Source organism: Candidatus Pseudomonas adelgestsugas (genome assembly GCF_004124255.1).
GTDB lineage: Bacteria > Pseudomonadota > Gammaproteobacteria > Pseudomonadales > Pseudomonadaceae > Aquipseudomonas > Aquipseudomonas adelgestsugas.
The window spans coordinates 1,159,463-1,173,234 of record NZ_CP026512.1 but is presented as its reverse complement, the minus strand read 5'-3'; the positions used below and the strand labels follow the sequence as shown (position 1 = coordinate 1,173,234).

Sequence of the window (13,772 nt, the reverse complement as noted above, 5' to 3'; positions counted from 1 at the left end):
CATTGCAATCAATATTAGCATTGAAATCAAACATATAGTTAGTTTTATAGATAGCTTGCTTTAAGAGCTCATTATTGTTTTTAAGCGTGTAGCTGTATACTTCTCTAGTATATAGTTTAACGGCTAATCTACAATAATAGCAGAGTTATTAAAACAATTCAGCAAAATGGCACTTAACCATAATTTAAATTAAAAGTCATTGCCACTAAATCATTGCAGTGAATGCCCAGGCATAATATCTTCCTAGCAAGTGTCTCTGCTGTGTAGGTAATTTTTGTTACACGTCTACCATGAAGACTATCATTCTTCAGCCATTTGTATCAATGCATTTTGTACGGATAATAACGTAGGTGAATTAAGAATGAAAGCCTGCTGTGATATTTTTTGTAGAGTCATTGACAACTATGGTGATATTGGCATAGCTTGGCGTCTTGCCAAACAATTAGCAGTGGAGCACTCGTACGAGGTACGCTTGTGGGTCGATAATGCGCATGCTTTTAAGCGCATGCGACAAGAGATTAATGTGCAGCTAGATCAGCAGTGGCAAGAAGGTGTGCAGGTTTGCCACTGGCGGACTGACTGGCCGCAAACCGAATCGGCTGACGTAGTGATTGCTGCTTTCTCTTGTCAGTTGCCGCTAAACTATATGGAAGCCATGGCCGCACGAGAACGTACTCCATTGTGGATAAATCTCGATTACCTTAGCGCTGAAGACTGGGTAACTGGCTGTAATCGACTGCCTTCAGTGAAGTTTAAGAGCGTACAGAAGTACTTTTTCTTTCCTGGATTTCGTCTTGGCACTGGTGGACTTTTACGTGAAGTTGGGCTATTAGCTCAACGTCAGGCGTTTCAGCAGGAAGTTGCTGTACAGCGACAATTTCTGCAATCGGTAGGTGTTATTCCTATAGCTGATGCACGCTTGATATCTTTGTTCGCCTATGAAAATGCCAACCTAGCTAGCTGGTTAGATATATTAGCGATGGATAGACATGTTACTCATTTGCTAGTACCTTATGATTGTATTATCAGTGATGTGCAGCACTGGCTTGAAGTGACAAGCCTCGCAGTTGGTGACATGCATCAACGTAATGCTCTCACTGTTCAGGTATTGCCATTTATGCGTCAGGAACAATATGACCACCTTCTTTGGTGCTGTGACTTTAATGTTGTGCGTGGCGAAGATTCGTTTGTGCGAGCCCAGTGGGCTGGGCGACCATTGCTGTGGCATATCTATCACCAAGATAAAAACATCCACCTTGATAAACTCAATGCTTTTTTAGAGCTATATACTACGACCTTATCACAAGCTGCCAAGACTGCAGTAGTTGCCCTGTGGCAAGCCTGGAATACTGATGGAGATATGATGCAAACGTGGAAAATGTTGCTGGAACACTGGCAAGAAGTGAGTTTACACTCGCAAAAATGGTGTCTAGAGCAAAGCTTGCAAGCTGATCTTGCAACGTCGCTAGTAAAGTTTTATGAAAGTTGGATATGATAAGTAATCTTAGATTTTTTGTAAATCCCATCTAAATTTCGGATATACGTCATGAAAACTGGTAAAGAACTGAAACCAGGCATAGTTATTCGTCTCGAAACAGACCCTTGGCTAGTTCGCAAAGCTGAATTTACTAAGTCTGGTCGTAATAGCGCAATTATGAAGACTAAGCTGACAAATTTATTAACCGGTTACAAGACCGAGGTTGTCTATAGCGCCGATGACAAATTAGATGATGTGGTCCTCGATCGTAAAGAAGTAACTCTTTCTTTTATCAGTGGTGGCATGTATACGTTCATAGATATTATGGACTATGCAATGTATGAGCTGAGCGCTGAAGCTCTTGAAGCTATTTTGCCATTCATTGAAGAAGGCATGCAAGACGTCTGCAATGCTATCTTTTTTGAAGGCCGTCTAGTTTCCATAGAATTACCGACTACTATCGTGCGTAAGATTGCTTATACTGAAAGATCTGCTCGTGGCGATACATCTGGCAAAGTCATGAAGCCAGCTAGGCTAGCTAATGGTACGACGCTACAAGTAGCTGATTTTATTGAAATAGACGATCTAATCGAGATCGATACCCGTGAAGGTGGTTCGTATAAAAGTCGTATCAAGAAGTAACTTTTAACCTTTTACCAATATAAAAAATCACAACATTAAGTCAAGCTCTTTTGTGCATGTCTGCAAATTTATGTTTTCATTGATAAGTGTATATTAACGTTATACTAATTGATATTAGAGTAAGAGTAGACTTCATTAGCAACATTGTAATCTAGGCCTTGTGCGTTGTCCTGGCACTTTAATATAACAACTAAAAACTTATAGATTTAATCTAAATCACTGTAAACAATAGTGAACAAGGCATTTTTTAGTTTTTTACGTTTGATTGGGCTAACGATGAAACAGGTTAGGTACTTTATAGATAGCAGGTTATCTATAAGTGGTGATACATGCTAGTAATAAAGAAAATTGCTTCCCTGAGAGACGTTCAATTAATTTTGAAAATTTAGCTATAGCGATAATACATCTTTATTATTTCCTTAATGTACATAAAATAAATTATTTACCTATTGAGCTAATTTTCTAAAGAACCTACTGTTGATCATATTAATCAATAATTAGCTCTTCTCGAATGATGAATGTGTATTCAGGCGATACTGGCATCAATTTAAAACCTAAAAATTGATATAACTGGGAAACTTTAAAACTGCTTTTTTATAGATGACTCTGTAGCGTAAAAAAGATCATTATATAACTTAGTTAGCAGCTCTGTCTTGATGCCGCCTGAGTTAAGAATATACCGCGGAATTCAAGTCTTTTTTTCTACAGGGCGTAGCTAGCTGTTATTGAATTCCACTACGCTATGCGTTTATTTTCACGACTACTCATAAAATTCAGCAAACTTCATCTTCTAAATATCTAAGTAAATATCGTTATGGACTCTTTTGCTCAATAGACAAGAGGATGTTAATTTTTTTGCCAAAATTACGTCATCTTCTTATGATATAACCGCTAAGCGTGAGAGCATTATTCAATGCTATGTTTATATAAAGTATCTTGCAGACATTGGTTATAAGCAATGATAACGCGATCTTTGACTGTTTGTGGTTGGTGCATGATTGGACATGCATAATGTCGATTATCGCATGCCTTATAATCAACCTGAAAGTGCGATCTTTCTTGGTTTAGGTTACAGCTAAAGAGTGGCAATGTAATTTTGCTGGTTTTTTTGGAATTATATTGGAAGTTAGATATAGATGCACTAACTAGAGGACCTGCCAAAGCTGTGGCAATATATTTTAGCTAGACTACCCCAATTACGACTGCTCAATAAAACTATCTAGCTGGCCACTGAATTGTTTACGCACATACCGCTACTGGCAAGCCCTATCCGCTCCTGTATTTTAATTGTAATTATCTGTTAAAATCTATTCCTTTGTGTGGTTAGCTTGATCCAATCATTAGGTGCACAACCGTCCGCTTAATCATATTAAGCCGGTAATGAATTCATGGCGTTACTATAGTCAGTAATTTAATTAAGTAGGTTTTTAGATCATAGTTATTACGTTTATCTATTGGATTTAATCCCAACAGCAAGACGTCAACCTGTAATTGACGATTGATAAAATAGTTGCTGACCTTATTTCTCTAGTGCGCCATCTGTGATTAGTAAGATTTTAGATTACTAGTCTTGATTAGTTGGTGAACTATTGAAATATTATGACTAACTAGACCAAACATTTATAGGTTAGACTGTAGTATCGAGTTGTTCATAACTACTATAATTCTATAGTAGTCTATTGATGCCTTCAGATAAATAAGTTTTATTTTTATAGTGCTTCCGGTATAGTGTATGCCGGTTCTTAATTGGGCCGGTATTTGTTTGGCGCAATTCTCCGAAGTTAGCTTCAGCTGCACGTCAGCACAGTTGACTCTTCCTTGACAAATCTTCTTATTCATGCGTTTTCGCAAATCCCCGCCAACAAAGCAGCCAGAACGACTTTTAGTCTCAATACGGCATGCGTAGCTTTGGAGTATTGGTCTTTGCGGATGTACTTAGAGGCAGACCTATGACCCAGGAAACTAGCGGCTTTGCCGCTTTTAATCTAAACCAGAATATTCTTGCAGCTGTTGCAGCGACAGGCTACGAAGAGCCTTCGGCGATTCAACGGCAATCGATCCCAATTATCATGGTCGGTCAGGACATGATTGGTCAAGCGCAAACCGGTACAGGTAAAACTGCTGCGTTTGCTTTGCCAATCCTTCATTGTATTAATCCTATTAAGCGTGAACCACAAGCTTTAATCCTAGCGCCAACTCGTGAGTTAGCATTACAAGTAGCAACTTCTTTTGAAACGTATGCCAAGCAAATGCCAGGTGTTACCGTTGTGGCCGTTTATGGCGGTTCGCCTATGGGTCCACAACTTAAAGCAATCCGTAACGGTGCGCAGGTAGTTGTCGCTACTCCTGGTCGTCTGTGCGACCATTTGCGTCGTGATGAAAAAGCCCTATTGACTGTCAACCACTTAGTTCTGGATGAAGCTGATGAAATGTTAAAACTAGGCTTTATGGATGACCTTGAAATTATCTTCAAGGCACTGCCACCAAATCGTCAGACAGTACTATTTTCGGCTACTCTGCCACAGTCGATCCGCGCTATTGCTGAACGCCATCTGCGCGATCCGCGACACGTGAAAATTCATACTAAGACTCAGACAGTTACAGCGATTAAGCAGGCTTATCTATTGGTTCATGCTGACCAAAAAACCTCAGTTGTATTGAGCTTGCTGGAAGTGGAAGACTTTGATGCCTTAATTATGTTTGTGCGCACTAAGCAAGCAACTCTGGATCTGGCTAGTATTCTGGAATCTAAAGGCTATAAAGCCGCTGCGTTGAATGGTGATATTGCTCAAAGTCAACGTGAGCGTGTGATTGATTCTTTAAAGGATGGCCGTCTAGACATTGTTGTAGCAACTGACGTTGCTGCTCGTGGCCTCGATGTTCCACGTATTACTCATGTGTTAAACGTTGATATGCCTTACGATCCTGAATCTTACGTTCACCGTATCGGCCGTACTGGCCGTGCCGGTCGTGAAGGTCGCGCGCTACTACTGGTGATTCCACGTGAGCGCCGTATGCTACAAGTGATTGAGCGTGTCACCGGTCAGAAAGTTACCGAAATCCGTCTTCCTGATTCTCAAGCCATTCTCGATGCGCGCATCAAGAAACTAACCAATAGTTTATCACCCCTAGTAGCTGACGCTGAATCTACCTATGGCAGTCTACTGGACTGCTTGACTGCTGATATTAATTGTACTCTACGTGCCATGGCTGCAGCACTGCTACGTATAGCTACCAATGGTCAGGCTTTAAACTTAGATGCTATAGAGAAAGAGCGCCGCCCAATGGCGCCAACCAATATATTGCGCAGTGATCGTCTAGAACGTTCTAGTGTCCGTTTAGATCGCTGCAATCGTGAGCGTCGTTTTCCGGTTCCATTAGCTAAAGGCCATGTTCGTTGCCGTATTGCACTTGGTGCGCGCGATGGTATTGTCGCCAAGAATTTATTAGGTGCTATACTTAATGATGGTCGTTTAGCACATGACGCTATTGGTCGAATCCAGATTCGTGATAATTTTTCTTTAGTTGAGCTGCCTGAAGACGGCCTAGAAGCCTTGCTGACTAAGCTAAAAGATACTCGTATTGCTGGTAAGCAGTTAAAGCTACGTCGCTACCGTGAAGATTAATCTTTCCTTAGCTTAATTAATAAAGCCTAAAAATTTCTGATTGTGCTATGAATTTTTTGCTAGATACTGTAGAAGGTTAAGAGATTAGGATTTATAATCCTACGTATCTCTAGAAGCATTGATTCTAGTGACCTATATGTCACTTATACGCAGCCTAACACACAGGTTAGGGCCCCAAGTCATATATTTCAGATTTGCTGTAGCTATAGCGTTAGACATCTATTTATAATATGACGCACTAGTTGTTCGCACTTAGTGCGTAATACTGAAATTACTAAATACTACGTACTAAAGTACAGCCGTAACAGTATTGGTACTGCACTACTAATTCAAGTGCACATCATGCTATTGATTTATTCTCACTCGATATTGTGCGCTTATATCCTTACGCTAAAGTGCAGGTAGTGGTTGCTTTTTGCTGCTTACTGAGACTTGGTACTGTGCGCGCTTTAAATTATTTTTAGACGTAGCATGGCATCGCTCAGCTCCAGCTAAGAGTCTTGGAAAATTTTGGAAATTAACTTAGACAAAATTCATAGTTGGAGCTTGAGGTTTTTTAATTATAAATAGACTCATGTGCCTAGAATATGGTGTTTATAAGTCAAGCTGACGAAGCGCATCTATTCGCTCTTCTAGCGGTGGGTGGCTCATAAATATTCGTGTAAAGCCCTGTTTAATGCCACTGTTAATACCAAATGCTATGAGGCTATTCGGCATAGACACTGGCAGGCCTTGCTCTGAGCGTAAATGTTGCAGTGCTGCGACCATCGCTCTGGTACCAGCTAAGCAAGCACCTACCTCGTCTGCGCGGAATTCGCGTCTGCGCGAAAACCACATGGTGATTGCACTGGCTAGGAAGCCTAGTACTACTTCGGCGAATACAGTAGCCGCAAAGTAGGCGATGCCGTGGCCTTCTTCGTTCTTGAAGAGCGCCTTGTCAACAAAATTACCGACAATCCGCGCAAAAAACATTACGAAGGTATTTACTACGCCTTGTACTAACGCTAGGGTAACCATGTCGCCGTTGGCTACATGGCCAATCTCATGGGCCAGTACAGCCTTGACTTCATCGTACGAGAAACGTTCCAGCATGCCCTGGCTTACCGCGACAAGCGCGTCGTTTTTATTCCATCCAGTAGCAAAAGCGTTGGCTTCATAGGCGGGGAAGATCCCGACTTCAGGCATTTTGATGCCTGCCTCGCGGGACAATTGCTCAGCAGTTTGTAGTAACCATTGCTCATGCCGTGTGCGTGGCTGGTTAATGACTTGGATATTAGTGCTCATCTTTGCCATCCACTTAGATATGAATAGCGAAATCAGCGATCCGGCAAAACCAAAGACTGCACAAAAAATCAATAGTTGATCGAGGTTTAGATCGATCCCATTAGTCGTCATGAATCCGTTGAAGCCAAACAAGCTTAGGGTAATGTTAGCGATCAATACGACCGCTAGGTTAGTGGCCAAAAATAGCAGGATGCGCATCATGGCTGTAGAATTCTCCTCATGTTTAATTATGTCATATGCTGTGAGATATATAAGGTGTAGCCTGGAGTTATTCAACCTAACGACTATTTCAAACTGTGTCCTATAGACTATATATTATATAATCTTAATATTATATAGTCTTAAAAAGTAATTTTCTACCTGGACAGCAGGACGTGATTACTGCGCATATGTTTATGCTCTAGGTTATTACAATAACTAATTCAATCTGTGGTGTACTATGATGCAAAGGTAAGCAGATGTGTAATATAAATTATTACTTGGGTGCTCTGGGTACTCGGTAGTACGTTAATATGTTGGTCGTATAACGATATCTGTATTACTAGCGATAAAACATTTCGGACAGTTGTTGATATACCTTCATTTGTTGCTAGTTGCACATAGTGCTATTTACTAATGAATCGTTTTTCTAGCATCAGCAGGTAAAGCGCCGACTGTTATTCGTTCAGGATCGAGGTGGACTTCCAGGTTAATCCGTGGTAGAGCACATAGTGCGCTCGCTGATAGCGCTTAATGCAATTAACTCCAGTGATTGTATTAAGTCTTTCTAAGATAGAACCTGCTATTAGCAGAATAAGCCGCCTACATGTGGCACATAAAAGAGCGGTAATGGTTATTCATGCTCTGGTAACACCAAAGGTGTTCTGGATTGTGTGCTTAATGTAGGTATGCCGGTAAGAGATGACAATCTCAGTGAAAGCTGTCGGTGCATTATGTGCCTACCTCATAAGAGGTATTACCTCAAAATTATATCTGGTAACACTATCGTATAGCTTTACTATGCTAATTTAAGCATGCCTAACAGTTTCCCTAAACGGCGCTGGTAGGTTCTAATTGATAATCATCTGAGCTTTAGTGTTTGGGGTAAACCTAAACTTGATGTTAGCGGTTGGTGGGTAATCTATAAATCAGTTGATGCTTTTATTTAATTAGCCGTACAATAAAATACAGACAGCCATAGTTGTAATTATGGTCTTCAGCTGCTAGACATACGCTAGCGCTAACACTTTGTTGCTCTGGTTGGACAGCGTCCTTATAGATATCACAATACATACTTAGGCATGTTATTACCTAAGTATTTTTTATGTCAAAACTTTTGATGCGTTTCTAACCATATTACATCAAAGTTTTCCGCGCACAGAACAAGTCTTTGGAGTTGTTGTAGCTTTACTATGATATTAGTAAAATTATAAATTGCGTTATGTTAGCCCTTAAAATTGAATAGTGTAAGTAGCGTAAATATTACTGTACTGCAAGCCTAGCGAGGCTTACACTTTGAATCATTTATCATTATATATATAACACTTGATATATAAAAACTATAAGTTTAACTTATAAGTTAATGAGATACATTAATAAATATATTCCAATGAATCTTTATTTATTACCCGGCACTAAGTTTCATGCAAATTATGGCTGTCCGGGTTTTTACGCCGCAATTACCAATAGCGCAATAACGGAGACTCGTAGCATTAGTTATGACATGATTCGGACAGAAGTCACCTGCTTTATTTGGCTCAGGCGACTTCTAGCGCGTGTGCTTTACTGACTCGTAGTTGGGCAATTTATTTTATGATATCAACTCAATATATTTAGCCTGGTCTCGCATTAGGACTTTTAATACCCTTAAATACTGTATTGTGTGCGAGAGCTTTGTCTGCGATACGAGCACAGCAAAAGATCTTGGTCGATATTTATATACAAATTTGTTTAATTATTAACATAATTAGATAATAAGGATTCACCATCTATAGAGTATGACTGTAAAATTTTTGAGCCAGTTGTTGACGCAGATCAAAAGCTTCTCATGTACTGCTTAACATATTTAATAAAGCTATGAACTGCTTCACAGCGGAACGGTTTTGCTAATTAGATAGCCATCTATCTGTATTGTATATGGTAATTTATCAGTATTTTGCAAGCATCATGGACGAACGGATGTCTGTTAGCGCTATCAGTATTTAGCGAATTGTCTAGTAACAACACAGCAAGCATGTCCAACAATAACAACGATAGACTCATGACTAGCAGGTTGTACTAAGTTAAACAGAGGAATACAAGATTGCTTGGTTGAATCGCTTTAATTCTAACGCATTGCTCGAAGCTGATAGCTTGCTCGTTCTGTTGGTTTAGTGAGTTGATACGTTAACTGAGTTAGGTTAGCGACTGTATATGTAATAATTAGTTAGGTTTTTTTAAAGTATGGATAAAACACCTTGTAACTTTTTTAGAATATTAGTCATTGCAATTACAAAACTTAATAGTTTTTTGCTTTACAAGTCCCGTAGTGCTTGATTTGCGTTGCAAGTTATTACTCATTAATAACGTTTGATTGATTTTTAAGACATGTTTTCAGGGCATACTTGATCACGAAAACAGAGCGACTAAATTTTACAAAGGTAATAAATTTAGATATACAGTAAACATTTAAATAGTAATTTTAACCTTTTTAAGGTTAATTGACTTTATAATGATGCTAATCATAGTTTGATAATAGTATTGTATACTAATTAAAAAAATAAAAATAACAAACGATTTACGTTTAGATATTGCGTTCTGCTTCCACTATTTAATTATAGTGTAGATATTAAAAATTGCCAGTTAATCGCTGCGTTATAATGAATATTATATTGATAATAAAATATTTGATGCCTCAAAAAAATAAAGATTGCAATAATCTACTGACATATCTAACATACAATATTATGTATCAGTCTAATGTTATTAGCAAGATATTAATTTAACGCTTGTAAATTGTCAGCAAGTAAAAAAATAGAGGCAGTCAGACCTCATTCTTGATAAGCATATGTGATTGTATATTTATATCTTATAAAACCCGTAAACTCATCATTGCCGCCTCTATGAGGCTTAATTTATATGTCAATAAATAGTCTAATTTAATATTATGTGTTGACAACAGCTAATATGCAAATAAGTGTTGCGTTGTTCAATAATTGATTAACGTTAGTGATAAATTATGCGAGCCTCTCAAATATTACGTTAGCTATAACGTTGTTTAGTCTAAAATTATTAATAGATAAAATCTATAATAATATAGCGTTTTATTATGAATAATTAAAGATTACCGCAAATTTTTTAGGTATTTCGGCCCATAGAAATAATTATCAATAAAGAACCTATTTTTAATAAGTAAGCATAAACTGCTTTGTTTGTTATTTGCGTTTGGAAAACTTTTATGAATATTAACAATATTAAATTACGTAATCAGCGGCATGAAGTCAAAAAATTATTTTTACTTAATTTTATCTATGTTGTACAAGTAAATTTAGGTCTATGGGATCTTTTATCCAAGATAACTATAAATGTTGATAACATCTGCATAAAATATTTTAGTATAAAAGTTTATAGGCGTATTCAATATATTAACTAAATATAGTTTGTTAACTACCTACAGCTATTTTCTTATAAATACCGCATTGACTATATCTGCAATTAACTGTACTAGTATTGCTTACAATTTATATGACCATCAACTTAATTTAATAAAATTAAACATGTATAGTTGATTAGTAACTCTAGGCATGTAGAGAGAATATATGAAAAATTGATGTCTATAAGCTTAACGACTTGTTTGCTTCCAATCTTTCTATAAATTTTAGTTAGCGCACATTGCAGGAATCTTAGCATATTTTAATAAAAAATATGCTGTGTAATGATTATCTATAAAAAAGTTTATATCAGTTATTAATTCTGTTAACTGGTTTAAGTAAACGTGAAAAATATAATAAACTACGTATAACTTAGGCAGTGATTATACTTGATTAACTTATTGTATTTTATTACCTTGCCTTTAGCGTGTTAACGCATATTGCAGTATAGCAAGTGACTTGCGTTATTGTTATCAAGTACACAGACAAGGTATCTTATTTACAATAAGAACGATTGTATAAAGTTTGACTTTTACTGCTTTTGCCACCACTGCTTCAACTGATAAACTAAAGCATATAAGGTTTTTTGTTTTAATCTAACAAGCATGTAGCATATCTTATAAAAAGTAACCTCTAAAGATATCAAAAAATTTTATAAAGCTTCTGACTATTATTGATCTAAGTGTTGCACTGTTTTTTTTGATAGGTGCAATATATATGCTATTGGCAACATTAAAATACTAATGCTGTGTTTACTTTAATACATACAAGTTTCTACTCTGCTACTGGAAAATAAAATAGGTAGACTTTAAATTGATATCAATATAACAATATAAAACTGTACTCTTAGAATTACTTATAAGATTAGCCGCATCAATAAATATTGATCATTATGTAGCCCATCTTCAATCAAGTAATATACATTAACCGAATTTTAGTACAATACCTTATTGTAAGTATTGGTTTGATTTACATTATATTGGCGAACCAATAACTGTGGCATGGTTTAGTAGCATGTATTCATGCTACGCCTTGTGTAAATAGATCGCTACTTTCAGTGTGTTGTAAACACTTAAGCTCATACGCGTTGTTAGTAAACAGCAATATAATTGCTCTCTTGCGTGCCAGAAGCGAATTGCCCTTTTGGAATATATGATTTACTGTCATATTGACAGATAATAGAACGGCCTGTGCAGAATAATAAAATTTATATGCTATATTTGCCAGCATAAATACTGTAGATAAGGAACATTTAGGTATTTATATAAGCAATTAGCCTGTGCTGCTATCATGCAATTTCTTACTATACTAAATATAATATGGCTGTTTCATCGCTACAAATACTGTTGACTTTAGTGTTTTGTGGATTTACTTTACAGTAATTATTAGCAAATTAGTACCTATGCTGTATAACAGCTGTGCAAACGATTTAATCGTGCACGAGTGGCGTACTAGGTAGCGCTGGCGCATTGTCGCGCTATAGATTTAAGATTTTATGTTATTAACGTTTGTATAAATAGGGGTAGCGCTAGCGGTAAATAAGTTGCGTCTTTACGGTTTGATTACAAAATATAAGACAATTTTTAACAAAATTGACCTTAATACTTTTACGGAAATCGAAGCGCTGTTTCAGCGCACCAATTACTACAAGTAATTGGTGCAGCTAGTGCGCCAGAGTTTTTATTGTGCACGCTTTACGATCTTTACTATTGGAAAGCGTGTTAACACGCTACGTTGTCTTCAGGAATGCGATAAAACTACCAGTGCGTCATTGATCTTACAAGAGCACTTTGGCGAAGGTACAAGATTTGATTTATACTCAATTACTTTTTTTAATGAGTAAAACTTGCTAGTTTTTTCAGGTTTTGAGCATTGACTATCCACATTCGGTTTCTTTGTATCCTAGCATTAAGCTAGCACTATATTACCTGCCATAACTTCTTAGGCGACAACAACAGATTGTTGAGTGAGTGCTTACCAACAATCAGTTTTGTATCACTGTCCACTTAGCCGTATACATTATATGAATAGCAAATTAGATCAGTTTGGGTTTAGCCTGTATAGAATAGGCTAGTACATTGATTACTTTTGAGATGTGCCGCATACAATGGTAAACAAGATTATAGAAGCCTTCTTCTATACAGACGAGGAACTTGTGCCAACCTATAAGTAGCGCTTCCTAGCGGTAAGCGTCGGCCGGTCAATTAATCAAGAAAGCTCTGTTACATTGTTTGATAGTTATTTAAAGAACCATTCACTATAATATATCGATTCATTGCATGAACTGTTACGCAGTATGGCTGGTGTTATTCTCAATGAATATGCACAGCCGTCCGGCAATCAACGTACATGTTCTACACGGCATATCAATAAATTCTGTAAATTAATTGCAACCAGTTTTACTTAACCTGAGTTTCTTCATGGTATATAAAATTGCCTATTAGATAGTAAGATGTTTTTGTACATATCAGAAAGCTCAAAATGTTAGCAACACTAAAAAAGCAAAAGCTATGGAGATATACAAAATCATGATAGTGATATAGAGCTATAACTGACTCCTGTTTTTTGGAAAGCAAAAACCTGTTTCTAGTGCATAGGAAAGCGCTTCTAGGTTAGTACTTGTAATGACCAATTTTACTTTGTAGGCGTGACAAAGGGTGTCTAGAAAGGTTACTCTGACTGGTTAATTAGCGTAGCTATAAACCGAAAACACATCCTTGTATTTGGATATGCAGTATATTGAAAATTAATTAGTAATCATATTCATACTTAGTTGCGCTTATCTACAATTGGCTGAGTATTTTAATAAATCAGCACTTAATTTTTTACACTAACTTTTAGATAAGTTAGGCTGTGGCTCTGTCATTCTTGGTAATCAAAATTGCTGTCATATTACTTACCTGCGTTATCATGAGCTCGTTGTAGCTACCTGGATAGTTTGTAATAAATTGGCTATAAACTGTAATCCATAATGGCCCTGCTGCTTCATGTCGATGGTTAACTAGATGTGCAAAGTACTTGTATTAAATGCTTTTTTGACTTTGCAGTTAAATATATTTTTTATTCAGCGCTGACTTGAAGAGTTTGTGCTAAACCTGCAATAGCGCAATATTTTGCAAGATACATATTGAGCCA

General features: G+C 37.1%; 5 protein-coding genes. 4 read left to right on the top strand and 1 reads right to left on the bottom strand.

Going from position 1 to position 13,772, the window contains the following annotated elements; all coding sequences use genetic code 11:
* The first annotated feature begins 361 nt into the window (after window positions 1-361).
* From earP to C3B55_RS03005, 3 genes are all read left to right on the top strand, one after another.
* A complete protein-coding gene (gene earP, locus C3B55_RS03015) occupies window positions 362-1,495 on the top strand; it encodes an elongation factor P maturation arginine rhamnosyltransferase EarP (protein WP_129211345.1) in 1,134 nt (377 codons plus the stop codon).
* Between the two features lie 51 nt (window positions 1,496-1,546).
* Window positions 1,547-2,119, top strand: a complete 573-nt coding sequence (locus tag C3B55_RS03010; RefSeq protein WP_129211343.1) for an elongation factor P — start codon at window positions 1,547-1,549, stop codon at window positions 2,117-2,119.
* Between the two features lie 1,949 nt (window positions 2,120-4,068).
* On the top strand, window positions 4,069-5,745 hold the full coding sequence (locus C3B55_RS03005) for a DEAD/DEAH box helicase (RefSeq protein ID WP_129211341.1): 1,677 nt from the start codon (window positions 4,069-4,071) through the stop codon (window positions 5,743-5,745).
* A 594-nt stretch (window positions 5,746-6,339) separates the two neighbouring features.
* On the opposite strand, the gene htpX is transcribed toward C3B55_RS03005, so the two are convergent.
* Window positions 6,340-7,230 carry a protease HtpX gene (htpX, locus tag C3B55_RS03000; RefSeq protein ID WP_129211339.1) on the bottom strand — a complete coding sequence of 297 codons (891 nt, stop codon included), beginning with the start codon at window positions 7,228-7,230 and terminating at the stop codon, window positions 6,340-6,342.
* Window positions 7,231-8,590: 1,360 nt separating this feature from the next.
* Here htpX and C3B55_RS02995 point away from each other — a divergent pair.
* Window positions 8,591-8,797: a peptide-methionine (R)-S-oxide reductase gene (locus C3B55_RS02995; protein WP_129211337.1), complete on the top strand. Its 207-nt coding sequence runs from the start codon at window positions 8,591-8,593 to the stop codon at window positions 8,795-8,797.
* Window positions 8,798-13,772 lie beyond the last annotated feature (4,975 nt).

Bases quoted from the DNA above. Each gene is read 5' to 3' on its own strand.
- earP (WP_129211345.1), top strand. From the start codon at position 362: ATGAAAGCCTGCTGTGATATTTTTTGTAGAGTCATTGACAACTATGGT.
- C3B55_RS03010 (WP_129211343.1), top strand. From the start codon at position 1,547: ATGAAAACTGGTAAAGAACTGAAACCAGGCATAGTTATTCGTCTCGAA.
- C3B55_RS03005 (WP_129211341.1), top strand. From the start codon at position 4,069: ATGACCCAGGAAACTAGCGGCTTTGCCGCTTTTAATCTAAACCAGAAT.
- htpX (WP_129211339.1), bottom strand. From the start codon at position 7,230: ATGATGCGCATCCTGCTATTTTTGGCCACTAACCTAGCGGTCGTATTG.
- C3B55_RS02995 (WP_129211337.1), top strand. From the start codon at position 8,591: ATGAGATACATTAATAAATATATTCCAATGAATCTTTATTTATTACCC.